Origin of the sequence: Bacillus sp. FSL K6-2865 (genome assembly GCF_040311405.1) — a bacterium.
GTDB lineage: Bacteria > Bacillota > Bacilli > Bacillales > Bacillaceae > Bacillus > Bacillus velezensis.
On sequence record NZ_CP152036.1, the window covers coordinates 4,030,237 to 4,056,855 of the forward strand.

At 43.1% G+C, this 26,619-nt stretch carries 27 protein-coding genes; 4 read left to right on the forward strand and 23 right to left on the reverse strand.

The window, feature by feature from the left end; all coding sequences use genetic code 11:
- The first annotated feature begins 282 nt into the window (after positions 1–282).
- A complete protein-coding gene (gene fbp / locus NYE42_RS19855; protein ID WP_014419314.1) occupies positions 283–2,208 on the forward strand; it encodes a fructose-1,6-bisphosphatase in 1,926 nt (641 codons plus the stop codon).
- 39 nt (positions 2,209–2,247) lie between these two features.
- Here the strand turns inward: fbp and NYE42_RS19860 are convergent, their stop codons facing one another.
- From NYE42_RS19860 to NYE42_RS19885, 6 genes are all read right to left on the reverse strand, one after another.
- Positions 2,248–2,706 carry a (2Fe-2S)-binding protein gene (locus NYE42_RS19860; protein ID WP_015418586.1) on the reverse strand — a complete coding sequence of 153 codons (459 nt, stop codon included), beginning with the start codon at positions 2,704–2,706 and terminating at the stop codon, positions 2,248–2,250.
- Entirely contained in the window at positions 2,699–3,541 is an 843-nt protein-coding gene (locus NYE42_RS19865) for an FAD binding domain-containing protein (protein WP_039253227.1), read from the reverse strand. The genes NYE42_RS19860 and NYE42_RS19865 overlap by 8 nt, the downstream gene beginning before the upstream one ends.
- The gene (locus NYE42_RS19870; protein ID WP_352426674.1) at positions 3,528–5,858 is read right to left on the reverse strand and encodes a xanthine dehydrogenase family protein molybdopterin-binding subunit; all 2,331 of its coding nucleotides are present in this window, start codon (positions 5,856–5,858) and stop codon (positions 3,528–3,530) included. Before NYE42_RS19870 ends, NYE42_RS19865 begins: the two co-directional genes overlap by 14 nt.
- A 5-nt stretch (positions 5,859–5,863) precedes the next feature.
- Positions 5,864–6,484: an NTP transferase domain-containing protein gene (locus NYE42_RS19875; RefSeq protein WP_342497158.1), complete on the reverse strand. Its 621-nt coding sequence runs from the start codon at positions 6,482–6,484 to the stop codon at positions 5,864–5,866.
- Entirely contained in the window at positions 6,481–7,497 is a 1,017-nt protein-coding gene (locus tag NYE42_RS19880; protein WP_352426675.1) for an XdhC/CoxI family protein, read from the reverse strand. The genes NYE42_RS19875 and NYE42_RS19880 overlap by 4 nt, the downstream gene beginning before the upstream one ends.
- Positions 7,498–7,566: 69 nt before the next feature.
- Positions 7,567–8,583, reverse strand: coding sequence for an FUSC family protein (locus tag NYE42_RS19885; protein WP_352426676.1), 1,017 nt, complete (start codon positions 8,581–8,583; stop codon positions 7,567–7,569).
- Positions 8,584–8,897: 314 nt separating this feature from the next.
- On the opposite strand from NYE42_RS19885, the gene NYE42_RS19890 reads away from it, so the two are divergent.
- Both NYE42_RS19890 and NYE42_RS19895 read left to right on the forward strand, forming a co-directional pair.
- On the forward strand, positions 8,898–9,452 hold the full coding sequence (locus tag NYE42_RS19890; protein ID WP_352426677.1) for a Pathogenicity island protein: 555 nt from the start codon (positions 8,898–8,900) through the stop codon (positions 9,450–9,452).
- Positions 9,453–9,510: 58 nt separating this feature from the next.
- Positions 9,511–9,672, forward strand: coding sequence for a hypothetical protein (locus NYE42_RS19895; protein WP_004393168.1), 162 nt, complete (start codon positions 9,511–9,513; stop codon positions 9,670–9,672).
- A gap of 170 nt (positions 9,673–9,842) precedes the next feature.
- On the opposite strand, the gene NYE42_RS19900 is transcribed toward NYE42_RS19895, so the two are convergent.
- The 9 genes from NYE42_RS19900 to NYE42_RS19940 all read right to left on the reverse strand — a co-directional run bounded on the left by NYE42_RS19900 (position 9,843) and on the right by NYE42_RS19940 (position 18,541).
- The gene (locus NYE42_RS19900; RefSeq protein WP_061861697.1) at positions 9,843–10,709 is read right to left on the reverse strand and encodes an SIR2 family protein; all 867 of its coding nucleotides are present in this window, start codon (positions 10,707–10,709) and stop codon (positions 9,843–9,845) included.
- The gene (locus NYE42_RS19905) at positions 10,706–11,698 is read right to left on the reverse strand and encodes an AAA family ATPase (protein WP_020958089.1); all 993 of its coding nucleotides are present in this window, start codon (positions 11,696–11,698) and stop codon (positions 10,706–10,708) included. The genes NYE42_RS19900 and NYE42_RS19905 overlap by 4 nt, the downstream gene beginning before the upstream one ends.
- Positions 11,699–12,347: 649 nt before the next feature.
- Complete coding sequence (locus NYE42_RS19910) at positions 12,348–14,291, reverse strand: hypothetical protein (protein ID WP_352426678.1); 1,944 nt, start codon at positions 14,289–14,291, stop codon at positions 12,348–12,350.
- A gap of 150 nt (positions 14,292–14,441) precedes the next feature.
- Complete coding sequence (gene rlmH, locus NYE42_RS19915) at positions 14,442–14,921, reverse strand: 23S rRNA (pseudouridine(1915)-N(3))-methyltransferase RlmH (protein ID WP_013354196.1); 480 nt, start codon at positions 14,919–14,921, stop codon at positions 14,442–14,444.
- Positions 14,922–15,001: 80 nt separating this feature from the next.
- Complete coding sequence (locus NYE42_RS19920; protein WP_004393147.1) at positions 15,002–15,172, reverse strand: CxxH/CxxC protein; 171 nt, start codon at positions 15,170–15,172, stop codon at positions 15,002–15,004.
- A 153-nt stretch (positions 15,173–15,325) separates the two neighbouring features.
- Entirely contained in the window at positions 15,326–15,496 is a 171-nt protein-coding gene (locus tag NYE42_RS19925; protein WP_007407875.1) for a hypothetical protein, read from the reverse strand.
- A gap of 287 nt (positions 15,497–15,783) precedes the next feature.
- Positions 15,784–16,491, reverse strand: coding sequence for an ABC transporter substrate-binding protein (locus NYE42_RS19930; protein WP_352426679.1), 708 nt, complete (start codon positions 16,489–16,491; stop codon positions 15,784–15,786).
- Positions 16,492–16,596: 105 nt separating this feature from the next.
- On the reverse strand, positions 16,597–17,781 hold the full coding sequence (locus tag NYE42_RS19935; protein ID WP_352426680.1) for a hypothetical protein: 1,185 nt from the start codon (positions 17,779–17,781) through the stop codon (positions 16,597–16,599).
- Between the two features lie 10 nt (positions 17,782–17,791).
- Positions 17,792–18,541 carry a YiiX/YebB-like N1pC/P60 family cysteine hydrolase gene (locus tag NYE42_RS19940; protein WP_015418599.1) on the reverse strand — a complete coding sequence of 250 codons (750 nt, stop codon included), beginning with the start codon at positions 18,539–18,541 and terminating at the stop codon, positions 17,792–17,794.
- Positions 18,542–18,721: 180 nt separating this feature from the next.
- On the opposite strand from NYE42_RS19940, the gene NYE42_RS19945 reads away from it, so the two are divergent.
- Positions 18,722–19,702, forward strand: coding sequence for an aldo/keto reductase (locus tag NYE42_RS19945; RefSeq protein WP_069007584.1), 981 nt, complete (start codon positions 18,722–18,724; stop codon positions 19,700–19,702).
- Positions 19,703–19,731: 29 nt separating this feature from the next.
- On the opposite strand, the gene NYE42_RS19950 is transcribed toward NYE42_RS19945, so the two are convergent.
- The 8 genes from NYE42_RS19950 to NYE42_RS19985 form a co-directional block, all read right to left on the reverse strand.
- Complete coding sequence (locus NYE42_RS19950; RefSeq protein WP_158185976.1) at positions 19,732–20,205, reverse strand: GNAT family N-acetyltransferase; 474 nt, start codon at positions 20,203–20,205, stop codon at positions 19,732–19,734.
- Positions 20,206–20,252: 47 nt separating this feature from the next.
- Complete coding sequence (locus tag NYE42_RS19955; protein WP_007407881.1) at positions 20,253–20,387, reverse strand: hypothetical protein; 135 nt, start codon at positions 20,385–20,387, stop codon at positions 20,253–20,255.
- Positions 20,374–21,489, reverse strand: a complete 1,116-nt coding sequence (locus NYE42_RS19960; protein WP_158185977.1) for an aspartate phosphatase — start codon at positions 21,487–21,489, stop codon at positions 20,374–20,376. Before NYE42_RS19960 ends, NYE42_RS19955 begins: the two co-directional genes overlap by 14 nt.
- 130 nt (positions 21,490–21,619) lie before the next feature.
- A complete protein-coding gene (rocF, locus tag NYE42_RS19965; RefSeq protein ID WP_007407883.1) occupies positions 21,620–22,510 on the reverse strand; it encodes an arginase in 891 nt (296 codons plus the stop codon).
- A gap of 73 nt (positions 22,511–22,583) precedes the next feature.
- On the reverse strand, positions 22,584–23,984 hold the full coding sequence (locus NYE42_RS19970) for an amino acid permease (RefSeq protein ID WP_020958097.1): 1,401 nt from the start codon (positions 23,982–23,984) through the stop codon (positions 22,584–22,586).
- A 223-nt stretch (positions 23,985–24,207) separates the two neighbouring features.
- Positions 24,208–25,413: an ornithine--oxo-acid transaminase gene (locus tag NYE42_RS19975; protein WP_025650081.1), complete on the reverse strand. Its 1,206-nt coding sequence runs from the start codon at positions 25,411–25,413 to the stop codon at positions 24,208–24,210.
- A gap of 229 nt (positions 25,414–25,642) precedes the next feature.
- Positions 25,643–26,278 carry an SdpI family protein gene (locus NYE42_RS19980; protein ID WP_032869257.1) on the reverse strand — a complete coding sequence of 212 codons (636 nt, stop codon included), beginning with the start codon at positions 26,276–26,278 and terminating at the stop codon, positions 25,643–25,645.
- Positions 26,275–26,562: an autorepressor SdpR family transcription factor gene (locus NYE42_RS19985; protein ID WP_015240946.1), complete on the reverse strand. Its 288-nt coding sequence runs from the start codon at positions 26,560–26,562 to the stop codon at positions 26,275–26,277. The genes NYE42_RS19980 and NYE42_RS19985 overlap by 4 nt, the downstream gene beginning before the upstream one ends.
- Positions 26,563–26,619 lie beyond the last annotated feature (57 nt).

The window sequence follows — 26,619 nt, forward strand, 5'->3', positions numbered from 1 at the left end:
CAGCAATCATAGCCTGCTACGTATTGAGTTTCTAATAGAAATACCTATCAGCTAACTTTTTATTTTAATGGAACTTGAATGCATTGTCAATAGAGGGATGAGCTGCACGGCGTTATCCCGGTCCAATTTTTGATGCCTGAAGCGCCGTATTTTCCGTTTTCATTGTCTCAAAAAGGCGTTATGCGGTACTATCATATAAGGTCTAATCATTTAAACATTATGTCATACTTTAAATTCACTTTATCATACAATTGCTCGTAAATAAAAAGGGGATGGACGAGGTTGGAAACGAAATATTTAGATCTGCTCGCACAAAAATACGATTGTGAAGAAAAAGTGGTCACGGAAATCATTAATCTGAAAGCGATACTGAACCTGCCGAAAGGAACCGAGCATTTCGTCAGTGATCTGCACGGGGAGTATCAGGCATTCCAGCACGTGCTGCGGAACGGTTCAGGAAGGGTTAAAGAGAAGATTCGCGATATTTTCAGCGGCGTCATTTACGATAGAGAAATTGATGAACTGGCGGCTTTGGTCTATTATCCGGAAGACAAACTGAAGCTGATCAAACATGACTTTGATACGAAAGAGGCATTAAACGAGTGGTATAAAGAAACGATTCACCGGATGATTAAGCTCGTTTCTTATTGTTCTTCCAAGTACACCCGCTCCAAATTGCGCAAAGCACTGCCCGCCCAATTTGCTTATATTTCTGAAGAGCTGCTGTACAAAACAGAACAAGCCGCCAACAAAGAACAATACTACTCCGAAATCATAGAACAGATCATTGCGCTCGGCCAGGCCGATAAGCTGATCACCGGCCTTGCCTACAGCACGCAGCGTTTGGTGGTCGACCATCTGCATGTTGTCGGCGATATTTATGACCGCGGACCGCAGCCGGATAAGATCATGGAAGAACTGATCAACTATCATTCAGTGGATATTCAATGGGGGAATCATGATGTTCTCTGGATAGGCGCTTATTCCGGCTCAAAAGTATGCCTGGCAAACATTATCCGCATCTGTGCCCGCTATGACAATCTGGATATTATTGAAGACGTTTACGGCATCAATCTGAGACCGCTATTGAACCTTGCCGAAAAATATTACGATGATAACCCGTCTTTCCGCCCGAAAGCGGACGAAAACAGACCGGAAGATGAGATTAAACAAATCACAAAAATTCATCAGGCGATCGCGATGATCCAATTCAAGCTTGAGAGCCCGATTATTAAGAGACGGCCGAACTTTAATATGGAGGAACGGCTGTTACTGGAAAAGATCGATTATGACCGCAATGAAATCACGCTGAACGGAAAAACATATCAACTGGAAAACACCTGCTTTGCGACGGTGAATCCCAAACAGCCTGATGAGCTGTTAGAAGAAGAAGCAGAAGTCATGGACAAGCTGCTGTTCTCTGTTCAGAACTCCGAAAAGCTGGGCCGCCATATGAATTTTATGATGAAAAAAGGCAGCCTTTATTTAAAATATAACGGCAACCTGCTGATTCACGGCTGTATTCCCGTCGATGAAAACGGCAGCATGGAAACGATGATGATAGAGGATAAAGCTTATGCAGGCCGTGAGCTGCTAGATGTTTTTGAACGGTTCTTACGGGAAGCGTTTGCCCATCCGGAAGAAACCGATGATCTGGCGACAGATATGACTTGGTACTTATGGACAGGCGAATACTCTTCCCTCTTCGGAAAACGCGCCATGACAACCTTTGAGCGGTATTTCATTAAAGAGAAGGAAACCCATAAAGAAAAGAAAAACCCGTATTACTATTTGCGTGAAGACGAAGCAGCCTGCCGAAACATCCTGAAGGAATTCGGCCTCAACCCGGACCACGGCCATATCATCAACGGCCATACACCGGTAAAAGAAATCGAAGGCGAAGATCCGATCAAGGCAAACGGAAAAATGATCGTCATCGACGGCGGCTTCTCCAAAGCCTACCAATCCACAACAGGCATCGCCGGCTACACGCTCTTATACAACTCCTACGGCATGCAGCTCGTCGCCCATAAACACTTTAACTCCAAGGCCGAAGTGCTGAGCACCGGAACCGACGTCTTAACAGTGAAACGATTAGTCGACAAAGAGCTGGAGCGGAAGAAAGTGAAAGAAACAAACGTCGGTGAAGAACTGATGAAAGAAGTGGCGATTTTGGAGAAGCTGCGGGAGTATCGGTATATGAAGTGAAGAATATGGAGTTCAGGGATGATTCTCTGGGCTCTTTTTTTACGGTTTCCCTGTATGTAAAACGGATTTAACCGCTTCTTCAATCTCCCTATAACCCGTACATCTGCAAATATTGGACTCCAGCCAATTTTTTATCGTGTCATCACTTGCATTCGGCTCAGTATTCACCAAAGCATGACAATTCATGAGAAAACCCGGTGTGCAATAACCGCATTGAAACGCGAATTTTTCAATAAAAGCCTTTTGAATCGGCGTATTGATCAGTCCTTCAATTGTCGTAATGTCCTTTCCTTCCCCTTCTGCCGCAAGCATTAAGCAAGATTTCATCGGCACCCCGTCCGTTAATACCGTACAGGCGCCGCAATCCCCATTTAAGCAGCCCGGTTTTGCACCAGTTAATCCGAGACGAAGACGAAGAGCAAATAACAAAGTATCAGCCGGCCTGACCGTAATCTGTCTTTCCTCGCCATTTACTTTCAACGTAATAGGATCAGACATTTGGACCTCCTTCTAATTCCCGTAAGGCATCTAAAATTGTATTTTGCAAGACAAACATTCGGTATTCACTTGAGCCTTCTGCGTCATCAAGAACGGGTTTGGGTACATACTGTAAAGACCTGCTTACTCTTTCTTCTGCTGATCGGCTTTTATCGTTAAGCACAGCCTCCATTTCAGCAGAACGAAACGGAAATGGACATACGCCGCTGAAGGCCATTCTGATCTCATCATCTTTTTTCAGCGCACAGACCGTCACCAATGGATACCCGACATTCCACTGCTGTCTTCTTTTGATACTGACAAATGGCAGGTCAACGTACGCTCGATCGACAACGACATGAAATAAAAAATCACCTTTTTGCAACTGTATTTCCTTGTTAAATACTTTATTTATGGGACGGTAATGAATCCCCGCTCTCCCTGCAATCCCTATCAAACTATCAGAAATCAGCAACGGCAGCACGGCCTCACGGTAATAGATGCCCCCGCAAATGTTTCCGCCCAGGCTGATTTTATTTCGAGTCGTACGATCGGCTATTTCACTTACTGTTTTACTTAATAGCGGAAATGGATTTTCTTCCTCCAGTTTCGTTAATGACACGCCCGCTCCGATCACCAGATCATTTTCATAAAAGCGGATGGTTTGAAATTCCGGAAGCGCGTTCATATCTATCACCGCATCCGTATAGATGATATTCAGCCTTCCTAACGTGATAATTTCCGTGCCGCCGGAATAATACATTGGTGTTTTCTTTTCTGCCGCAAGCGAGTGAAATAGATTGATTGTTTCTTGAATGGTCTTCGGTTTAAAATAATCAAAATCAAACGGTATCATCTTTCCACCCCTCTTGCGTCCTCCATAATCGTTCGGGAATGAGAGGAAGTTGATTCAATTGGACACCTAAAGCGGCGGAAAGGCAATTTCCCAATGCTGCCGGCATCCCCAACAGTCCGTGTTCCCCGCCTCCGCGCGCTCCATAAGGGGCAATCACATGCGGGGTTTCAACAAATTCAATGATATATTCAGGCTGCTCTCCATAGTGAAGGGGGCGGTATGTTCTAAGCTGAGGATTTAATACTCTGCCATATGAATCAAATACAAAGGTTTCTCTTCCTCCGAATGCGATTCCCATACTCATCCCCCCCATCACTTGACCCCTTGCAGCTTTTTCATTCAATACTGTTCCTATATCCACAACAGAATAGGCTTTTGTAATTCGATACGTATAATCCCGTTTATCCAACTCAACTTCAATTCCCTGAGCACCGACAGCCCACTCGGGTCCCGGCTTCCCTCTTCCCGTTTCCCGGTCTAAATTCGTCATTCGGGTTAATGTGTAATTGCCGCTCGCAATGATTTGGCCGCCAATGGTATTTCCATTTGGAAACGTATATCCGTAAGCAATGTCTTTTATTTCAACATGTACAGAAGGATGATCTATAAAATAAACCTTTCCGTCGGCCACTTCCAATTCCCCGACAGGAACCCGCAACACACATGATGCCACATCCTTCAGCTTTCGAATGGCTTCCTCCGCTGCATTCAGTACGGCTCTTCCGGCCATTAACGTCCCTCTGCTCCCCACGGTTTTCCAATGCTCGGGTGTTGTTTGTGTATCTATAAGCATTTTTACGTGAATTTTGCTTATATCCATTTTCATTCGTTCCGCTAAGATTTGGGCTAACACTGTTTTTGTCCCTGTTCCAATTTCCACTACCCCTGACATCAAATTAATGCTTCCATCGGGATTAAAGGTTAAAATCACCCCGGACGTTGCATTTGTATCAAATGTTGAGGTTTTCCAAATGCAGCTGATTCCCTTTGCCCGTATCTTCCGGCCATCGATTTCAATTCGCTGTCCCTCGGACCAATTCATTAATTCCTTCAATCTTTCAATGCACTTCGGCACATTTCCGACCGTGCTTGAATTGAGAAGAACTTGAGTCGGTGTGGTGTCACCGGGGCGAATGGCATTTTTATAGCGGAGTTCTAATGGGTCCATGTTCAGCTTTTCCGCCAATACATCCATCGTCCGCTCAAAGGCAAATAACACTTCAGCATGGCTGTATCCCCTGAATGCACTTGGATATGGATGATTCGTATACATACAATATGAATCACACCGTATATGATTGATCGCGTACGGACCCGTACAATCAACCACCGCAGCCCGGCTGATGTCCACTCCTTTATCAGAATACGCTCCGCCATCAAATAAAAGCTGAATGTCCGCCGCCTTTAAGATTCCATCCTTTGCAGCCCCTAATTTGACAATGGCATCCAGCCCGATATGAACGGGAGATGTGATCAGATCTTCTTCTCTCGTATTAAACAATTTGACGGGCCGGCCTCCGACTGCTTTTGATGCCAAATAGGCAATCACCTCTAACTGAACGGCTGCTTTTCCCCCGTACGCTCCTCCTACTAAAGGCGTTTTGACGATCACCTTTCCGGGTTCGATTCCAAAATACCACTGCATTAATTTTTTAATGGCAAAAGGAGCTTGAGAGGATGTGGTAATGATAATCTCCTCATCCGCCCGAATTTCAGCAATCGAGCATCTTGTTTCCATCGCAGCGTGATCAGAAGGGTTAAAGGAAATCTGGAATTCTGCTGTCACATCACTTTCCCTAAACCCGTCTTCAATATTTCCTTTTCTAACCTTATCCAGGTTTGCGATATTGGTCTTCGGAACCGGGAATACACCTTTTGTCTTCTCATAGCGGTCCGCATTTTCATGGACGAGCGGCGCATCCTTTTGAAAGGCCTCACGGGGGGAATTGACGACGGGAAGAGGTTTATAGGATACTTTGATGGCATCCGCTGCCTTTTTAGCTGTAATCGGATTTTCCGCTACAACAACAGCAACCGGCTCACCATGGTATCTGACCCTTTTATAAGCAATCGGCGACCTGTCTTTAATTTCTTCACCTGCAAGCGGAAAAGGTTCATCACCCAATATCGCTCTCACGCCGGGAATCTTCCAAGCCTCTGAAAAGTCCATAGACACAATATCGGCATGAGCATATGGACTGACCAGCATTTTTGCGTGTAATGTGCCTGTTTCTTGAAAATCATCCGTATATTTCGCTTTACCCGTCACTTTTTCAAGGGCCTCTTTTCGAATGACACTCTTCCCGATATACTCCAACTCATTCACTCCCCGAATTTATTCAGCAGCAGCGTATAATCTTCAACTGTATCGACGTCATAAAAAAGCAAAGGGTCTTGAAAGCTGATCATTTTTCCCATATTGATCATACTTTCACGGATGACATGCCGGGCGCCCTGATCTCCCTTTAACTGAAGCAATACCGGAAAACATTGATTTGAGAATAAAATGGGGGGCATAGGAAGATGTTGATTTTCAGCGGAGATAAATGAATAACAGGGCTCCTTTTGATAGGAATCAATTAACGTATTGATGATATCTGCGGTGACAAACGGCTGATCTGCAAGGAGAATGATAACGGCGTCAGCCTCGTACTCTGCCGCTTTTTTCACACCGCATTGTATAGAATGGCCTTGGCCTTTACCCGCTTGCTCACATTCTGCCTGGCTCCACTTGCTTGATATGGGGTCTAAAAAGAAAAAATCCGAAAGCCAATGCAGTGGATCTCCCTTTCCCGTAATAACGAAAATATGATCTAATTCAGATAACAAGGCATTTTTAAGAGCTATACTTCCAAGGGAAACTCCATTGAGAACTAAACTTCGCTTATCCGTCCCCATGCGTCTGCTTGTACCGGCTGCCAGGTAAATGGCTGCTGTTTTCATAAGAGAGACCTTTGCTTTCGCATTTCTTTAATCATCTCGCCGACAATGCTTACAGCAATCTCCTGAGGGCCCTGTGCTCCGATGGAAAGCCCAATAGGGGAATGAATATCCTCGGGAATCTCAGCTCCGCCTAATAGCCGCTCGGTGCGCCTTCTGGGGCCTAATACACCTTTATAAAACACATTCTCGTTTTTTAATGTATGTAAAATGATCTGATCTTTTTGAAAGCTGTGCGTCATAATGACAACAAAATCCCTTTTTGTCATGCTCAGACCTTCCATGACTTCTTCCGGTGCTCCTGTAATCAAATGGCCGGCTTCAGGAAAATGGCCGTGATGACATAAAGCGGGACGCCAGTCAATCACCGTCACATGAAAGCCAGTGCCAGCTGCCAAAGAAACTAACGGCTTCGCATCTTCCCCTGCTCCGAATACATATAAACAAGGTTTTGGCACCATCTGATGGATAAAAAATAAATCAGAGGTATGTTCATCCCTCTTGATTCCCTTTTCCGTCTGTCTCAGTTTTTGAATACGGCCTTGTTCCATAACATCCCCGGTTCCAAACACTTCGCCATCTTCCACTATGTACAGCTCTTCCTTCGGCTCTAACGTTTCCGTGAATCGTTTCATTCGGGTCACAGACTTTTTTTCATCTAAGCATGCCTTGACTGTCATCAGATTTCGTTCCAATTCCCCTTTTACAGGCTCAAGTAAAACCGTCAAAACACCATTACAGCCAATGCCCTGTCCCCAGGATAAATCGTCTTCCGAGCTCATATCAAAGCGGACAATCAACGGCTCTCCTGCAGCCCAGACCTGTTCTGACCGTTCAACGAGATCTTCTTCCAGACAACCGGCGGATAACATTCCGACTCTTGTTTTATCCCCTAAAATCAGCATGGAGGCCCCTTCTTTCTTATAAGCGGACCCCTCAGTTTTAATGATGGTAGCCAGTACCTTAGCTTTCTTAGAATTGGCGATGACATCCAAAATCCGGTGTATATCATCCATTTCATGTCCCCCGCTTTTACCTGATCATATCTGCATCTGTATATCCGTATTCTTTTTTTCCAGAAAACATTACAAACGCTTCAGCAATTTCTTCGTTTCTAAAAAAAAAGAGTCTTTATAGACCTTATGACCGGGCGGCGGGTGCGACAGCATGTCGGAACGGAGAGATTCCAATAACATGATCTGTTCCTTCTGTTTCCAATTGTCTGTTTCACCCTGCTGTATGCCTTTAAAACCCGCAAAGTATTCACTTAACACTTGTAAATCATTCCCCAGCTCTATTTTGTCACTTGAAGATAACTCCCCCTCTTTTTCCCATTCTTTTAACGTTTTCACTATATTTGATAGATACTCAAATCCGGCGTTCAACTTTTGCATCTCAATTTGATAGCTTGAAATGATATTTTTATGTTTTTTTCTGACGGGGTTGAATTTTAAGCTGTCAGAGGCTGTTTGCAGCATCTCTTTTGTCATATGCAGCTCTTGCAGAAGATTGTTCATTCTATACGCCATGAGGTTCCCTTTTCCTTGTCCCCACTCTGATTGCACCCATTTGGAAAGGTCTGAAAGTGTGCCGGAAAGCTGACGAGCCAATGTTTGAAAAGAGTCCGCTGCCTTTTTTGTGTAGTCCGGCGGAAAAAGGAACATGTGAACCAGAATGGCGATGATGACGCCGATCACCGTATCGATGATTCGGTCGAATGCATAATCTTTAGCGTTTCGTTCAAACGTAAAGACCAACAAAATGGTGAGCGCTACCTGATGTAGAACCGTTACATCTATTCGTAACCACTTCGCAATGTAAGTACCGCCTAATAGGAACAGCCCCAGCATCCAGCCATTCATTGGCAAGTGACTGACAAGATAGGACGTTAGCATGATCCCAATCGCAGTTCCCGCAATACGATGAAAAGAAAAGCGAATTGACTGATCTATCGTTGGCTGCAAACATAAGATAACAGAAAGAGGCGCTAAATAGGGGTGATCAGAGCCAACCAGTTTTGCCGCTTCCCACGAAACAGCAGATGCAATCGCCATCTTCCAAACCAAAGATGTTTTGTTTTGAATTTTTTCACTTTTCATCATACGCCCCCTCCTTTCAGAAACCTTTTCCACTAGGTTTCCGTGACGGAAAGGGATTTATACTGTCGTAGGGAAAATGCGGAAGAAGTGTTGTTCGCAATAAGGTGCTTCTCTGAGATCTCCTTTACGGTTTCTATCCTCCTTGATAACTTCGCATCAGATATGAACCCTGCTCCCCTATGACTTTCGAAGGGAAACATACAAACCGTGTTGGTTAATGTGATGAAATTGGGTGAATTTTTTATCATTTTATATGGTAAGGGTTTAAGATGCAGATTGCCTTTGTTAGTATGGCAACCAAAGGAGGAGGATCAATTATGCAAAGCAGAATGAAGCTAACCGCAGTGAAACTGGCAGCCTTGGTATTCCTAGTAGGTGCCTTTGCCCTCCCGGTTTTACCCCATGCTGCGGCTGCTGCAAAATCCCAAGCTACATACAAAGTTGAAAACCTCAACGACAGTGAGCTGAAGATGACGTTCCATCATGCAGATGTTCATATTGACGCTAAAGGCAAGGCAACCCTAAAAGACAACATAACGGGCGAGGAGCAGGCTCTTCCGAAAAGCTCTACTGACAAAAATGGTGAACCCGTTACACTGAAATATAAAAAAATCAAAAATGGCGTTTTAGTAAAAGTCGTGAACAAAGACGCTGGAAAAACGAGCGGGTCAATCAGCACCCAATCAGTCGGGAAATGTATTTTAGGTACTGGCGGCGGTGCGGTAACTGGCGGCGGCACACTGGGTCTCGCAGGAGCTGCTGTTGGAACAGTCACAATACCCGGCATCGGAACAGTAGGAGCGGGTGCCGTTGGAGCAATTACGGGCGCTGTTGGCGGTGCAATGACAGGAGCTGCCGCATCTTGCTTTTAACCATGAAGAAAAAGGGGCCCGCGCCCCTTTCTTTTACTAACTATGGAAGGTGGTCGACATGTACAAAATCATCATCCCTTCAATACTAGCCATCTTCATTCTCTGGATACTCTTACAGATTTCACTGGAGATAAGCATCGTTAAGAATCCATTGAATTACTTTATCGTATTCATTGTCTTCTTTCTCTTTATAAAGATGGTGAAAGAGAAGCAACAGTAGGTTGCTTCTAATCAGCTGCAGGAAACCAGATTTTTAGTGGAATCTGGTTTTTGTTTCACCTCATTGACTGCTAACTAGCAATAGTTTTGCATAAAATTCAATCTATCAAACTATTCCACAAAATGCCAGGTGTAATACTAGAGTTAATTTCTCAATATACAGAATGTTACTCACCAAATTCTTGCACTAGCAACTTTATCTCGCTCCTCTTCAACCAAAACAACTAATGATTCTAATGATCGACAGAGTTCTATATGATTGTTCGTTGAATCATAACTTATAATTTCCAAGTTAGCATTCTCTCTTGTAGACCGAACTAAATCTTCAGTCACATTATCTGAGGCCGTTACCATATAATGTGGGCGGCTATTTGGATATACATGAGCATAATTTTCTAAAATCAATCTAATATCAGGGTCATTTAGACCGCACCCTAAAAATATAAATGTGTGGGTTAAGGCTAAGGCATCTAACAACTTGTAAAAAGTGGAATTATTATACCTAGCTTCTGTATACTGCTTTCTGGTAAAAATCATTTGATTAGGGAAATCTATAGTGCCATGAATTTTTATGATTATCCGATCCTCGGATCTAAGCTTATCTGCTAAATCGTCATCATAATAGTTTTTCACACTAATAGTTCCATTTGATTCTTGGTTGGCAAATGTATCATATATTTTATCAACATTTGGAGTGGCTACTATTCTTGAATCTAATTTAAAAATCGCTTCATGAATTCTATGTTTTTCAAATCCAGGTCTCATGAAAGAATCTTTAGCTATTTCATTAAAACCATGGGAACTTAATTTGTAATAAATTATTTCACAAGCAGTTAAATAATCTTTTTCAGCTATAAAAGTATTAATATGTTCAGTATTCTCAGAGATATTATCTGAAGCTATTCTCAAAAATTCTTCCCAAGTAGGTGGCCTTTTACCTTGTGCATTTATGGAATTTCTAGATATTCCTGAACCTAAAAATAAAACAGACTTTCTTCTCGCTATATCTTTCACGAGAGGAAGTGGCCAGCTAATCATCCAATTACCTCCAAACTCTCAATCAGTTTCCGAGAAATACCTTCCATAATATATTTAAATTCTTTTACTTTAGTAAAATGAGCACCTACTACTCCATCTTTTGCTTCTAATCTGTATACTGGTTTATGGGCAACTTGTGACATTGGTATTACACTATGGAAGTTAGGAATACTTCCCAGATCATAATCATTCTCTCCAACCTCTTTGTTCAAGACTTCAATTAATTCCCTTTTCATCGTAGCTGGAATTGGTTCAAGTATACGTTCAAATGCTTTGACTGGTCTCTTTACTCCATCCTTTGTTTTTGCAGTATATTGTTGAGTAACATACCCAGCAAACTTCAGGTTACTCTCTGTTTTTAATCCATCTAAAGCTTCTGGATCTTCATTGTTTATAACTCCATAATTAAACCTTGTTTTCCAAGCTTCTAAAGTTTGGCCAATGTTCTCAACCGCCAATAAACTAAAGATATCGGAAGACATAGGTGTTATAAAATAATCTGATGCTAATAATATAGATCTATTTAATGAGCCTAAAGATGGCCCCATATCAAAAAAAACATAGTCAAATTCTTTACATCTACTTAACAATTCACTGAAAACAAGCGTTGTCCTCAAACCCCTGGGTAAACCTGCAACAGCATCTCTCCAATCATTGGATAGTAAATCCTCCATCAATGCCAACCGTGGATCGCCAGCTAAGAAACTAATATCAAAATTATTTACTTTTATTAGATTTAACTCTTGTGAATAGCCCTGTCCTCTATGTAAGGGCTTTAACATGTCGTATATTGTGAATCCATCTTTTTTATAATAAACTTCTTCAAATTGCTTATCAGATAGTAAATTCACCGTAGAATTACACTGAGGATCCGCATCTATTAGCAGTACCTTTTTATCATACTCAGCAGCTATAAAACTTGCTAAATTGCATACTAATGTAGTTTTACCTACTCCGCCCTTGTTGTTAAACATTGCAATAGATTTCATAAATACCCTCCTGTAACAAATTTTTCTGAAATGGACCTGGTTATATATTATCATGAGTTTAATGTTTTTTCTGAAAAAATCAGTTTAAGAAAATAAAATACTTATGATAAAGCTCCCTTGACTAATCTAAGTATGGTCTTTATTAATTGATTTTTGTTTAATAGGGTACTTTTGCTAATATCGGCCGTGCCCCTGCTCAAGACTTTGAAACCGTTACGGAACTGCAGTACATGAACACTGCACGTTCTAAGAAAATTTTGTGGCTACAAGTTGGATTCTCATAAAATAATTCCCGATTACTCAAACGAATCATGGCCTTGTTTCTCTGCATGGGTAAATCTTGAAAGCTTTTTCGGATAGGTGGAGTGAACGGTGGACGAACTCACACCACAATGGGGTCAGAAAACTTCATGAAGGTTTGACGATACATGAATCACCACAGCATGGACTGTTAATTCATGAGAATCGTATTCCAAATGCGGTCGAGAAGCTGTATCAATTCATTCATGGTCTCTACTTCTTCTTTTTCTTGTTGAGCCCTGAACATGCCTAGAAAGAATTATCAACTAATTTTGAAAAGAACCTAATTTAACTTGATGCTTACAATTTTTACTCCTGCCACAGGGGCCTGGTTCGTTTCTTCTTAATATTAATCACCCACAACCTTCGCTGTGCAAAGATCATCATTTATCTTTATCATAATCGTTATTAATAATCTGAGAGCATGCAAATAATTTACATAATGCTCATTTTCATTCTCATAGCTAGAAGATGTACCATGTAAATACTTGTTCCTTAAGTCATATCCATTGATAAAATTTTTCTTATTCAAGTAGTAATCTATATAATTGGATTCTTGCCTTGTTAATAATGTATTTTCAGAAACTAAAACTCTTTCATTTAATAACTTATCAACTTCTTTCTTTAGAGCATTAGATAGCTTACTAGTTACGACTACACCGTTTATATGGATATAATAATATATAAGTGTTCTATTCCTATTGACCAACACTATTTCATTATCGTCGTTTACAGTTACATAATCACGTTCAATAAGCCAATCTAAAGACAATTTTTGATAATCCTCTATGTCATGTAAATACAGCTTATCAGTAGTCAACCTTTCAATGAGCGTATTATATTGATTATCACCATAATTTGGGAAATGAGTAATATTACTTTGGTCAGAAAACATAATATTTCTCAATATTATAGCCTCATCATTATTTGGCGCTATATACACGTATCTGTTATTTGTCATGCTTGGGCATTCAGAAAATAGCAAAGGCTTACTTTCCATTTGTACAAGCTCTTCATCAATGATACCATCCTCTAAATAAAACTTATACTTCTTGATTATACTTTCAATAGTTGGAAATATAGATTTGCACTTTTCAAAATTTGGATTATCTATAGGCGGTAGCTTAATGTTGAAGTCTTCAATATAGAATTCCTCTTTTAGATAAACATTAAAGAACCATTCAATTATTGCTTCTAAATCTTTGTTTTTACTCTTTAAGAATGAATAATATAGATGCATTTGTGCTAGGGATAAAGATTCTCTTATTGAGAACTCTGTACCGGTCTTGTATTCTTTTTCATGAGCAAAACCAAATCTTTCAAAGACACTTGCATATATTTTATTATATGGGAATTTAGAAACCATATCTTTATTTACGAACTCGAATATGTATATAAAGTTGTTCAATAATGTTGGATTATCAAGATTAGATTCTAACCATTCTTTATCAACCTCTGTTCCTACTTTATTTAATGAGTAATGCTGCTTCACAGTACCCTCTACATTTTCTTTGAACTCAACTACTATATCCGTTCCCATCCCACTACCATCTTTAAAGAGTCCACTCTCAAGTCTTTCGCTTACTCTTTTTGCTTTCAATTTAACTCTAGTATCCAAAGCAAACTCTTTCGTATTCTGTACATTACTAAGAAGCCTAGTGTAATTTAAATTAGGCTTGTCTAAATCTAGATAGGTACTAATAATCTGCTCCTTGTCTTCTATAGTTAATGATTGTGGCAAATAAGATTCCTGTCGTTCGCTCCTATTTTTCAATGAAAATTTATCCAAAAGTAATTCTGTACTACCTTCTGAATTATTAAGCATGTATTCTCTTAATTCTACATCATACTTCATCACAAGTTTATGTAGCTTAAATATTTGCCATGCGAATACATCCAGTTCATCAAGAAACATCTTAAATCTGCTTTCTGTAATATCACTCAACTTTCTTTTCTCTACTATTTCCCAAAAAGATCCCTTATATCTGAAATCTACCTCTTCATATTCGGCTAAGATATCTGAATGCTGATTAATATATTTACCTACTAACGCGTTAGCTATACTACTTTTTTCTTTAATCCATTCCTCTTTATCTTCACCAAGATATAATAGAAACGTCTCGTCCTTAACATACTTGATGATATTATATAATTCTATAGCTTCATTGATATTCTCTATTACATGCCCAATCGCCAACTCTTCATAAACGTCTTTAGCCTTATCTAGCATATATCCTTTTGCCAAATCTGGCCCTTTATAGTACTCTACACCTCTATATCCTTCCTTTACCACATTCCCCTCTCCTTTCTTTAATATTAATATTCTTTGACAAACTCCTACGTTGCCTTCTCCTTTGATTTTCAAAGTCGAATTGGAAGGGTTCTTTTTACGTCATTACTCTGTTATTATTAGCAAATAAATTCTTTACTCTAAAACCCACACTCACTTATGATAAGGCTCCCCACGATTAATCCGAAAAGCCCGGTAAATCTGCTCCACTAAAATCAGACGCATGAGCTGATGAGGAAATGTCATTTTTGAAAATGACAGTTTGTCGTCTGCCCGTTTCATGACGGCGTCGCTTAGGCCTAGTGAGCCGCCGATGACGAAGGTGATTTTGCTTTTTCCATATGTCGCCAGCTTATCTATTGTATCGGCCAGTTCTTCGGATGTTTTCATTTTTCCTTCGATGGCGAGGGCGATGACGTGGGTGTCCGGGCTGATTTTGGCCAGGATGCGTTCGCCTTCTTTGTCTTTGACGATTTTCATGTCTTGGTCGCTCAGGTTTTCCGGCGCTTTTTCGTCCGGGAGTTCGATGATGTCGATTTTTGCGTAGGCTGAGAGTCGTTTTTTGTATTCTTCAATGCCTTGCTTGAGGTATTTTTCTTTTAGTTTTCCGATGGTCACAATATTGATATTCACAGGTCATCCCCACTTTAGAAACAAGTTATTCATATATATTGTCCACAATTGTGGATATCTTTTCTGTATTTTGTGTAGGATCATTCGTTCCCTACTAGATATGTTGCAGTGTCCCCACATAATTCACAGGCTGTGGATAAACTGTTAGTATGTTCGATTTTTCTGATTTCGGGCGGAAGCTCATGATCATCTATGTACATGTCCAGCACGGTTTCGATATGTTCTTCACAAGAATAATAAGCGGTTTTCATTGTTACGTCCTCCGATTTTCTTTTGCACGCGGCAATTGTTCTCTTTTCAATATAACCTATTTATACACATGTTAGTAGTGCTTCGGGCTGAGTTTTATCCACAATTCGGCAAATCACGCGCAAAAAGAGCCGGCGTTTGCAGCATCCGGCTCTTTACGTGTTTTCTCTTTTTTCTAAGCGAAGGACGAACAGAATTCCTAATAGACACGCCAGCAGTGTAGAGCATACATCGATCCAGTCCGGCTTTCCGCCGTTTAAAAAAGAATTGGTTATTACGGAAACCAGGAGAATGGTTACGGTCACCGCGGCAAGCTTTTTCTTCATCGGCTCCCTCCTAAATTCCTCTATCTCTATGTTCGGTCGGCTTTTCTCTTGTTATATAGCCTTATCATAAGGGTCACAACGATATATACAATCATAATCAATGCCCCGTTGCTCACATCAGGGTATCCATTCAACATATTCATTATGACAAAAACAATGGTTATACAAATGACGGACAACAATAAGAAGATACTGAATGATTTCAAATGAACACCTTCTTTCTTGCAGTAACGTTTCATTATAAAAAGCTTACCAAAAGCGGCAAGCTCTTTTCAAATCTGCATATTTCAACCAAAGAATTGTTCACAAATTTCTTTAGCACCTGCTTCGCCAACTCCATTTTCAATTGCTAAACATAAGGGCGAGCACACTACTGCGCCGACAGCACCTCCGACAGCACCTCCGACAGCCATACAAGCACCTGCGCAAGCAATACTGGATCCCAGCCCCAGCATTTTTGTGACTAAATCGTTACAGGACTCCAATTTTGATTTTGCCGGAGATGCTTTTTTGACAGAGTTCAATAAAGCATTATTCCCCTTGCCTTTTAATCCATCTTGATTAAAATCTTCATTAATAATTTCTTTATCTCCAACTCTTAATTTGAAATTTCCTTCTTTTTTTTCTTTGTCCCATTTTCCTATACCCTCTACGGATAAAACGATTTGCTCAGTGTTTAAATTAATATACCTCTGCGCAAATGAATGATTTTGTTGATCTTCATAATGAACCAATGCAATCTTATGATCTTTATTATTTAAAACAGTCACAAAGACTTCTGTTTTATCCATATCCAAATCATCTCTGTCTTTGACGATATTCAAAGCTTTTTGTCTGTCTTTTTTACTTCCTTCAGACTTAATCGTTTTATCACAGACAGGGCATGTGATTTCATCTTTTATTGTCTTTGTACTAATAGCTTCTGTCACACCTGAAAAACTGAACATAAAAACAAAAATAACTACTCCCACAAACCATTTGAAACGTTTTTTCACTATATATCCTCCTTTTATTCAGTCTACTACTCTATATCCTCAAACGAGTACAGGTAAACCAATAAAAGGTTTTTTTGTTTATATAATCCAAAGTTTGTGTTTTCATTATGATGACTGCTTTTCCTTCTCAAACCCACCCATCACCTGCACATCATACAGCTTGAGATGGCTTTTCGGCGTGACGATGTTTTTTAAGTTTGGGATGGTCAGGTCATTCAGCTTTTTGCCCGTTTTCAGGTCGAAGGACTCGATTTTGGCGGGCTTTTTGTAGCTGTACGTGAACAGATACAGCTTTCCGTTTTGATGCGTCAGCTCTTTGAAGTCGGCTTTCATTCGTGATGCGGGGAGCTTGAAGGCTTTTTTGCTTTTTCCGGTCTCAGAGTTGATGCGGTACACGTTTCCGAAGCCGTCAACGAAATAGAAGCTGCGCCGCTCCATGAAAAAGCTTTTTTTGAAGCTGAACGGCATGGAGTCATAGATCGTCTGTTCGTCATTATTATAAGCGGCGATGTCATACGTTTTGATGGCGCCGCTGTTTTTCATGACTTTCACCATTTGATAGATGTGATCTGCTTTTTCCCCTCTGGTGACAAAGCAGACGGCGCTGTCGTCCGCGGCGAGCTGGGATTCGACAGACGTGCCTTCTTTATACGTCCACGTCGCGATTGATGTTGTATGGAGCTTTTCTTTATCAGCCTGAATGTCTTGGATGTGATAGCCTTTTTCGTCATCTGTCGGCGTGAGTGCGAAAAGATGATCTTTAAAAAAGCCTGAAGCGCGGATATAGTGCGGGATGACGTCTTGCTTCCACTTGCCGTCAATCTGGCGGTACAGCTCTGAGCGATAGCTGCCGCCGCTCTTGTCGTAGCCCGAATTATACAGCGTGTAAAAGCCTTTCGCCCGTTCGATATATCCCGCGCTGTCTCCCGTATGCTGGTACGCTCTTTTATATGTGTGAAGGCCGTCCTGAACGGTATAGATTCCTTTTTTGTCCTCCAGCAGCACGCTGCCGTCATGCACTTTGGCCGATCCGAGCTCAAGCCCCTTCATGTGATAAGAAGAGAGCCGTCCTTTGTCATCGGCGAAGAGGGCGTAGCTTTTTCCGCCGCCGAACGTGTCTTGGTCAGCCGCCGTGGAGAAATACAGCAGCGCCTCTTTATCTTTCAGAAAATCAGGGTCATTTAATGTGTCTCTCGCAACCTCCGCAGGATCTTCCGTGCGGAAATAGAAGAAGCATAAGACCGCTGCGGCGGCGATGATCACTAAGGGTATCCAAATGATTTTTTTCACGTTGTTCTCCTTAGTGAATGGTCAGAATCGTGGTTGTGTAGGACGAGCTTGTGATGTCGCGCGGGTATACGCCTAAGCCGCCATTAGAGTCGATATCAATCCCGGCTTTTAAGAGGAATGCCGACCACAGCAGTTTTGAGCAGTTTTTGGCGCCTTCATGGCCCGTATTTCTGTTATTGACGAAGTTGAAGGAGTACTCATCACCGACTCTTGATACAGCCCAGTCAGCGGCGGCTTGTTTTTGGGCATCGGTAACTTTCACGGTCTGAACGATTGAATTGTCTTCGACTTCTCTGCCGTTATAAGCAATCTGGCGGACGCCGTCTCCCGGCACGGATTCAACAATTTTATCAGCGGATGAATACATGCCGACATGCCCGTGGTTGTAATAAGCCGTGTATGAGTTCGTGTAATAAATATTGCCTTTTGTGCTTTTCGGAAGTTTTTTGGTTCCTGACGATCCGCCCATCGCAGAGAGCCCTTCTTTGGAAGCGGTTACATTTCCCTGCACCTTGTCTGCCGTGATTTCTTGATGAAACTGCTTGAGAATTGCTTCTGTTGAAACGTGCTTCTGTTTGGCAAGCTCTTTGGCGGATTGGAGAACGTCTTGAGGAGTCGTGCCCTGCTGAAGGTCTGCGATTTCTTTTGCGTAGCGGGCTGCTTCTGTTTCTTTCGCTTTTACATTCAAACCGGAGAACGACAGAACCATGGTGAATGACAGGGCAAACGGGAGGATGGCTTTGAACAGCTTTTTACACATATTACTTCGCCTCTTTTCTTTGAGTATAATTTTTCCACATTTGTATTATATGACGGAATTGCGATAAAAAAATAGATAATTTACAGATTTTTAAAAATTTTATAACAATATGTATCATATGCATAAAACATTTTCAAATATCAGGAAATCCGGTTATCATACAAGAAAGGGGGAGGACATATGAAGGACAGAACGATCGGTTCGATGCGGGTTTCCGCAATGGGGTTAGGGTGCATGGGCATGTCGGAATACTACGGCAGCCAGAGTGAGGAAGAGTCGATTTCCACACTGCATCATGCCGTTCATCTCGGCGTGAATTTGTTTGATACGGCTGATCAATATGGATTGGGTGCAAATGAAGAGCTTGTCGGCAGAGCACTCGCCCCATTCAGAAAGGAGCTTTACCTCGCGACGAAATTCGGTTATGTCCGAAGCGAAAAGGGTGAGTTTATCGAAATTAACGGACGGCCCGATTATGTGAAAAAAGCGTGTGACGCCAGTCTGAAACGCCTTGGGACGGATTATATCGACCTTTATTATCTGCACCGGGTTGATCCGCGGGTGCCGATTGAAGAAACCGTCGGCGCCATGAAGGAGCTGATAGACGAAGGAAAGGTGAGATATATCGGATTGTCAGAGGCTTCCGCAGAAACGATCAGGCGCGCCGTCCGCATTCACCCGATTGCCGCGCTTCAATCGGAATATTCTTTATGGAGCAGGGAAGCAGAGGAGCATGTGCTGCCCGCCTGCCGTGAGCTCGGCATTTCATTTGTGCCTTACAGTCCGCTCGGCAGAGGTTTTCTTTCCGGAAAGATGACGTCGACCGAGCAGCTGGATGCCGATGATTACAGAAGAAGAACGCCGAGATTCCAGGGAGACAATTTGGCGGTGAATATAGGGCTCGTCCAAAAACTTACCGCCATTGCCCGGGAAATGAATATCACCGCGCCTCAGCTTGCGCTCGCATGGGTTCTCGCAAACGGCGATGATCTCATTCCGATCCCGGGTACAAAAAAGAAACACTACTTGGAAGAGAACCTCGCCGCTCTCGACATTGTGCTTCCTGAGGATGTGAAGGCGCGGTTGGATGAGATGTTTCCGATCGGCACGGCGGCCGGCGAGCGTTATCCGGAACACATGATGACATTGTTAGATGAATAACAAAAGAGGCCCATCGTGCGGGCCTCTTTTCATGACAGCTTTTTGCTCATGATGACATCCGTCTCCAGAAATCCGGTCTTCTCATACAGCTTCCGCGCCGTTTCGTTATGAGCGAACACATGGAGAGAAACCTTGCGGACACCCAGGTCTTTGGCTTTGTCCTCCAGCCTTGCGAGCGCCTCTTTTGCATAGCCTTTGCCGCGGAAAGGCGGATGAAGGCCGAAATCATAAATAAATGCGTCCTGCTGCGGGTGGTCCGGATCGGCGTGCAGCCACAGCCAGCCGGCATTTTCCTTTCCGTCCAATGTCAGCGTCCATAAATAGTGATCGGCCGTCTCCAAGCCGTCAGGAAGCAGGTCATTAAACGCCAGCTCCGCTAATTCCGGCGCTTCGTCAGGCAGCCACGTTCCCGCTTTTACCTTTTCTTCACCGTAATGCTTGGTTGAATGAGCGAGATAGGACTGAAATTCTTGTTCTGTCATCGGCTGCAGCGTGATAGCCATTGAATCACTCCTTACAAAACACAGACTGAAAGCGGTATCATGAAGTATTATCCGAAGGCTCCGTTTTCCGCCGGTTTTATGATTTGTTCGGCTTGTGCCGTTGAACCAGTTTGCGCAAATAATCCAATCGAAATGAGACTTGCCAAGGCTGCTGAGAGTACAATGAATTTACATGTTTTCATTACGAATCCCCTCCGTTAATCTCAAAATTTGGTCATTGGCATCAATTGATTCTTGAAAATACTTCGCCGCCAGTTTGTAATTCTCCTGTTTTTTAAAATGCGCAGCGGCCTGATACGATAAGTCGGAAACGTCACTCCACAGCTCTTTCCTTCTTAACTCGGCGAAAGCTGATTCAAGCGCTTCTTCATTGTTGTCAATAAAGACATGCTGTAAGATGCGCAGCTTTTGGGTGTATACGGGTTCGTTTTTTTCTTCAGCGGCATTCAGCGCTTTATGCAGCCAAAACCGGCCCTCATCCGTCTTTTCCTGCTTCAACAATACCCTGGCCAGCATGTACAGACTCCGCACCGAATACGCTGATCGCAAATGCTCCTTTTGATCGAGAGCCGTTTCAAACTCGACCCGCGCCTCCTCAAGCTTTTCCTGTCTTTCATAACAAATGCCTGCGTTAAAGTGGGCGAGCGCCTCAATATGCGGATCACCCGCTTTGGCGGCTTGATGAACCGCCGTCTGCAGGAGCTCTTCGGCTTTCTGATAGTGAAACAAGTCCATTCTGTTACAGCCGATCACCATTAAACACTGTGCTTCTCTGACCGCGTACATTTCATTGGCTTTGTAGATCTCCAACGCTTTTTCCGCGTGGTTCATCGCAAAGTAGTTTTGGCGGATTTCATAGTAGGCAATCGCCACTTGATAATTAAACTCGGCTCTTTCAATCTCATTCGGTATGTGCCGGAGCCTGCTTTCAGCAATCCGGTAAAAATTAATGGCGTTCATAAACCGTTTACGGTAAAACTCGTGCATTCCGGAAAAGAAATAATAATAGTATTGAATCATCTGGTCTGTTTTTTCTTTATCGGCGTTCAGCTGGATCGTTTTTAAAATGCCGTCTGTTTTCTCATACTCTTCCATCAAAAGCTTGTAGCGGGAATCAATTAAATTAAAATAAAGGAGCACCGTTTGATTTTGTGTCATATTTTGCAGATCCGTAAGCAGTTGTTCTCTTAACGCCTCAGCCGATTCAGTGTTGTGCTTTTTGATTTCCTCATACCAGTCACTGATTTTTTTCGCAACTGTTTCGTGGGCCATCACCTCAGCCATCTGTCAGGACACCTCCCTTTCCCATTTTGTGTAATAAATATATCATATTTACAGGTTCAAAAAGAGGGTGGCAGCCCGCTAGTTTCCTCGTGGCAACAAAAAAACCTCCGCAGGTGCGGAGGCGCATATTTTATAACAGTTTTTTTCCTAACAAAGATTCCACCAGCTCGACCGCTGTTTTGCCGGTTTTGTTTTTGTGATCGAGGATCGGGTTGACTTCGACAAATTCAGCTGAAGTGATGATGTCGGCATCATACAGCATTTCCATTGCCAAATGGCTTTCACGGTAGCTGATGCCGCCGACGACAGGCGTGCCTACGCCGGGTGCGTCGCTCGGATCAAGGCCGTCGAGGTCAAGGCTGAGGTGAACGCCGTCACAGTCTGACAAGTAGTCAATGGTTTCTTCAATGACCTTTGTCATGCCGAGGCGGTCAATCTCATGCATCGTATAGACCTTCATGCCTGTTTCCTTAATGTATTCACGCTCACCTTCATCAAGCGATCTCGCGCCGATGATGACGACGTTCTCCGGCTTGATTTTCGGGGCATACCCGCCCAGGTTCACCAGCGTGTCGTGTCCGACGCCGAGGCTGACGGCCAGCGGCATTCCGTGAATATTGCCTGACGGCGATGTTTCCAGGGTGTTTAAGTCGCCGTGCGCGTCGTACCAGATGACGCCGAGCTGTTTATAGTGCTTTGCCGTTCCTGTCAGCGTTCCGATCGCGATGCTGTGATCGCCGCCCAAGACGAGAGGGAACCGCTCATTCTCAATGACGCTGTCCACCTTTTGGGCGAGCTGCTCGTTCCCCGAGAGCACAGAGTTCAGATTTTTCAGCTCTTCATCATTTTTGAGTTTTTCACGATTGACGGGGATGTCGCCTAAGTCTTCCACCGCATACCCCATGTCAGATAACCGTTCAATGAGATGCGCGTAGCGGATGGCGCTCGGGCCCATGTCCACTCCGCGTCGTGCTTGTCCTAAATCCATCGGCATTCCAATAACTGAGATATTCTTGTTCATCCGTTTTTCCACCTCAACATGTTGTATGTTGTCCTGTGCGGGTTTCTCAAAGATGACTTGGACACGAAAAGATTTAAAGCTCTATCTGTTTTTCTGACTGCTTATGCTTTTTTACATACAGATGATAGACGATAACGCACACCGCCATGAACGGGATGCCGCAATAAAGGGCGAGCCGCTGTTCTGAATCAAATGCGAGGCTGATCAGAACAACCGTGTTTAACGTCAGCCCGATAATAGGCAGCACCGGGTACAGCGGTGTTTTAAACTTCAGGTCTTCCACTTTGCCGCCTTCGCGGATATATTTCCGTCTGAACATCAGCTGTGACAGGGAAATCGTAATCCAGCCGACCTGCGCGCTTAGTCCGGCTAATGATAAGAGAAACATATAAACGGTTTCCGGCGCTGCCACTTTAGACAGCAGTGACAGGCATGCGACGGCCAGCGTCACGATCAGAGCGTTCATCGGCACGCCGCGTTTATTTATTTTGCCGAGCGATTTAAAGGCTTGTCCTTCGTTCGCCATGGCATATAGGATACGCGTCGATGCAAACAGGCCTGAGTTGGCCACTGAGAGCAGCGCAATTAAGATAACAAAGTTCATAATATCGGCGGCATATGGAATACCGATTTGTTCAAACACCACGACAAACGGGCTTTCGACCACTCCCGCCTGCCTCCACGGAATCATCCCGGCAATGACGATGATGGAGAGAACGAAAAAGACAAGCGTTCTCCATACCGTCTGCCGGATAGAGCGCGGAATCGTTTTCTCGGGATTTTCACTTTCTCCCGCGGCAACCCCGATCAGCTCCGTTCCCTGGAACGCGAAGTTTACGGTAATCATCGTAATAAGCATAGCCTTAATGCCGTTCGGAAACAATCCATCCTCATAAAAATGAGAGAAGAAAGGAGCCTGCTCGCCGTGTTTCATGTCAATCAGGCCGAACATGGCGGCGCCGCCCAAAATAATAAACAGCAGAATGACTAAAATTTTAATACCGGAAAACCAAAATTCCGACTCAGCGAACGCTTTTGTGGTAATGGCGTTCAAAAGAAACATCAGTCCGACAAACACGAGGCACCACACCCATACGGGAACATGCGGAAACCAGCGGAGCATCAATTGTCCCGCAGATAAAAACTCAATGGCGCATGTCACCGCCCAGCCGAGCCAGTACAGCCAGCCGAATGCGAAACCGAAAGCGGGGCTGATGAATTTGGTTGCGTACGTCTGAAACGACCCTGATACGGGAAGGGCAACCGCAAGCTCGCCTAAGCAGAGCATTGTCAAAAACATAATAAAACCGCCGACCAGATAAGACAGAACCGCGCCCAGCGGTCCCGCCTGGTTAATTGTAAATCCGGTACTCAGGAAAAACCCGGTGCCGATCACTCCGCCCAAAGAAATCATAAACAAATGGCGTGATTTCATTGTGCGCTGAAGCTGATTCTCTTTTTGATTTGTATTCACTATTCTGCACCCCTTCAGCAACTTGTATTGGAACCAAGCCGGTGCTTTGAAACCGATTTGCTGTCCAAAGAGCCTCTATTTGTATATGAATGTTATATGAAATTCATTTTCGTACATAAAGATACATTATACTAAAATACTGTCGCCGCGCAAATAGAGTGTGCTGAATTTTTTATTTGTAAATTCCATACAAGCCGAGGGAAAGCATTGCCGCATCAAGGTTTTACGCGTTTTGAAGCACGTTTGTGATCTTTTGGACCGCCCAGTCCAAGTCTTCCTTGGAAATCATTAACGGCGGTGCAAAACGGATCACGGTATCATGTGTTTCTTTGCATAAAAGCCCTTCGCCTTTCAGCTTTTCACAGTACGGGCGGGCCGCTTCTGTCAGTTCAACGCCGATAAACAGGCCGCGTCCGCGCACGTCTTTTATGATCGGGTTATCAATTTTCTCAAGCTCTTCTTTAAAATAACGGCCAAGCTGAAGGGAACGCTCTGCCAGCCCTTCTTCCTCAAGGACTTCAAGAGATGCGAGCGATACCGCGCAAGCGAGCGGGTTTCCGCCGAATGTCGAGCCGTGGGAACCCGGGTTAAACACGCCGAGAATGTCACGGTTCGCCGCGATGCACGAAATCGGGAAGACGCCCCCGCCGAGCGCTTTGCCTAAGATGAACATATCCGGTACGATATTTTCCCAGTCAACCGCGAATGTTTTCCCTGTGCGGCCGAGTCCCGTCTGAATTTCATCAGCGATCAGAAGCACATTTTCTTCCTTACAAATGGCGGCCGCTTCTTGTAAAAATCCTTCCGGCGGAATGACGATGCCCGCTTCTCCCTGAATCGGTTCGAATAAGAAAGCGGCTGTGTTCGGCGTGATCGCCCTGCGCAGCGCTTCTGCGTCTCCGTATGGAATTAATTTTATACCCGGAAGCATAGGTCCGAAACCGCGTTTATACTCATCTTCTGAAGAAAGGGATACCGCAAGCATCGTTCTGCCGTGGAAGTTGCCGATACACGCAATGATTTCCGCCTGATTATCCGCTACTCCTTTGACCTCATATGCCCAGCGTCTCGCCGCTTTGACAGCGGATTCAACGGCTTCCGCCCCCGTATTCATCGGCAGAATCATATCTTTTCCGGTCAGCTTGGCTGTTTTCTCATAAAACGGACCGAGCTGATCATTATGGAACGCGCGTGACGTCAGAGTGATTTTATCCGCCTGATCCTTCAGCGCCTGAATGATCTTCGGATGTCTGTGCCCCTGGTTCACCGCAGAATAAGCACTCAGCATATCCATATATTGATTGCCTTCAGGGTCTTTTACCCAAACACCCTGCGCTTCGGAAATAACAATCGGCAGAGGATGATAGTTGTTCGCGCCGTAATGTGAAGTTTGGCTGATAATTTCTTGAGATTTTGTGAAAGCTGACATAATCTGATTCCCCCTTGTTTTGTAATCATTCAACATTAGATCTTGCTTTCCCTTTTTATAAAGCAAGTTCCGTGCCAATCCGAAAAAACGGGATGTTTCGCCAGCATTCTTTCTTTTCCCGCAAAATTTTCCGGCAGTTTGCGTGCAAACTTCAGCCAAGCGCAAAATTTTTTTGCGTTTCCCGCTGACAAAATAGGAGCAATCCAATTAGATTGCTCCTACTCAACAGTTATTTATTCAATTGTCTCTGATATACAATGTAAGAATATAGTAAAGATAATATGATACAGCCGATTGCAGCCATGAAAATGACTGACACTCTATACACCGGCGGCAAAAAAGCTGCAAGCATCATGAGCATGCCCGCTAAGACAAAAAGTTTCGAACTAACCCTGTGTGTATCCTTCCAAACGCTTTCACTGCTCAGCGTCCAAGGTGTTCTTATCCCTAAAAAGAAATTGGGCTTAACGATCTGAATGAAGTTTCCAAACACCATGAAAATGACTCCCACTATAAAGTTTCCTAAATAAGATATAGGGAGATCATATCCCAGACCGGTCAAGATGGTAATCAGATTAATGACAAACAGAACCGCAAACATTGTATTAAATATAGCCATATATGGCCGGATAAATGTTTTGTAGTTATTTTTAGGATCAATCTTAGGGATGATAACCATTAAAATATATAGAATAATCATGATGCCAATAAGCATCATCATCGCATTAGCTTTCGTTTGGTAATCATTTGCACTTCCGTTTAATCCCCAGTGTGTCGCCAAATTGTCCGGTAAAGATGAATATGTGCAAACCCATGTGAAAACAGTTAAAACTATGATTCCTGCCGAAAAGAGATATTTTTTCATGATTCCCCGCCTTTCTTATTATCATGTTCTGAATCAGTCAGAGAAAAGAACCAGCCTATAAGATCCTGTAATACAGTGGTATTTAATGAATACATAATAAATTGGCCTTTCCTCTCATCGTGAACCAAATCAGTATTTTTCAATATGGTAAGGTGATGAGAAATACTGGGTTTTGACATGTCGAAGTGTTCCGCAATTTCACCAGCCGTCATGTCTTGTTTCTTTAATAAATCCAAAATTCTTCTCCTTGTAGGATCGGCCAGTGCTTTAAAAGCTTTATTCAAAAACTTTCCCCCTCTCATACATACATAATTTAGATATTTAAGTATATATCTAAATAT

What these genes read in the sequence shown, in the direction of transcription:
- NYE42_RS19875 (WP_342497158.1), bottom strand. Translation starts at nt 6,484, where the DNA reads ATGAAAACAGCAGCCATTTACCTGGCAGCCGGTACAAGCAGACGCATG.
- NYE42_RS19890 (WP_352426677.1), top strand. Translation starts at nt 8,898, where the DNA reads ATGCAAAGCAGAATGAAGCTAACCGCAGTGAAACTGGCAGCCTTGGTA.
- NYE42_RS19920 (WP_004393147.1), bottom strand. Translation starts at nt 15,172, where the DNA reads ATGAAAACCGCTTATTATTCTTGTGAAGAACATATCGAAACCGTGCTG.
- NYE42_RS19975 (WP_025650081.1), bottom strand. Translation starts at nt 25,413, where the DNA reads ATGTCAGCTTTCACAAAATCTCAAGAAATTATCAGCCAAACTTCACAT.
- NYE42_RS19860 (WP_015418586.1), bottom strand. Translation starts at nt 2,706, where the DNA reads ATGTCTGATCCTATTACGTTGAAAGTAAATGGCGAGGAAAGACAGATT.
- NYE42_RS19885 (WP_352426676.1), bottom strand. Translation starts at nt 8,583, where the DNA reads ATGATGAAAAGTGAAAAAATTCAAAACAAAACATCTTTGGTTTGGAAG.
- NYE42_RS19980 (WP_032869257.1), bottom strand. Translation starts at nt 26,278, where the DNA reads ATGAAAAAATATCTCTTTTCGGCAGGAATCATAGTTTTAACTGTTTTC.
- NYE42_RS19925 (WP_007407875.1), bottom strand. Translation starts at nt 15,496, where the DNA reads ATGAAGAAAAAGCTTGCCGCGGTGACCGTAACCATTCTCCTGGTTTCC.
- NYE42_RS19905 (WP_020958089.1), bottom strand. Translation starts at nt 11,698, where the DNA reads ATGAAATCTATTGCAATGTTTAACAACAAGGGCGGAGTAGGTAAAACT.
- NYE42_RS19865 (WP_039253227.1), bottom strand. Translation starts at nt 3,541, where the DNA reads ATGATACCGTTTGATTTTGATTATTTTAAACCGAAGACCATTCAAGAA.
- NYE42_RS19900 (WP_061861697.1), bottom strand. Translation starts at nt 10,709, where the DNA reads ATGATTAGCTGGCCACTTCCTCTCGTGAAAGATATAGCGAGAAGAAAG.
- rocF (WP_007407883.1), bottom strand. Translation starts at nt 22,510, where the DNA reads ATGAACAAGAATATCTCAGTTATTGGAATGCCGATGGATTTAGGACAA.
- NYE42_RS19960 (WP_158185977.1), bottom strand. Translation starts at nt 21,489, where the DNA reads ATGGCTGAGGTGATGGCCCACGAAACAGTTGCGAAAAAAATCAGTGAC.
- NYE42_RS19945 (WP_069007584.1), top strand. Translation starts at nt 18,722, where the DNA reads ATGAAGGACAGAACGATCGGTTCGATGCGGGTTTCCGCAATGGGGTTA.
- NYE42_RS19895 (WP_004393168.1), top strand. Translation starts at nt 9,511, where the DNA reads ATGTACAAAATCATCATCCCTTCAATACTAGCCATCTTCATTCTCTGG.
- NYE42_RS19880 (WP_352426675.1), bottom strand. Translation starts at nt 7,497, where the DNA reads ATGGATGATATACACCGGATTTTGGATGTCATCGCCAATTCTAAGAAA.
- NYE42_RS19940 (WP_015418599.1), bottom strand. Translation starts at nt 18,541, where the DNA reads ATGTGTAAAAAGCTGTTCAAAGCCATCCTCCCGTTTGCCCTGTCATTC.
- NYE42_RS19950 (WP_158185976.1), bottom strand. Translation starts at nt 20,205, where the DNA reads ATGGCTATCACGCTGCAGCCGATGACAGAACAAGAATTTCAGTCCTAT.
- NYE42_RS19955 (WP_007407881.1), bottom strand. Translation starts at nt 20,387, where the DNA reads ATGAAAACATGTAAATTCATTGTACTCTCAGCAGCCTTGGCAAGTCTC.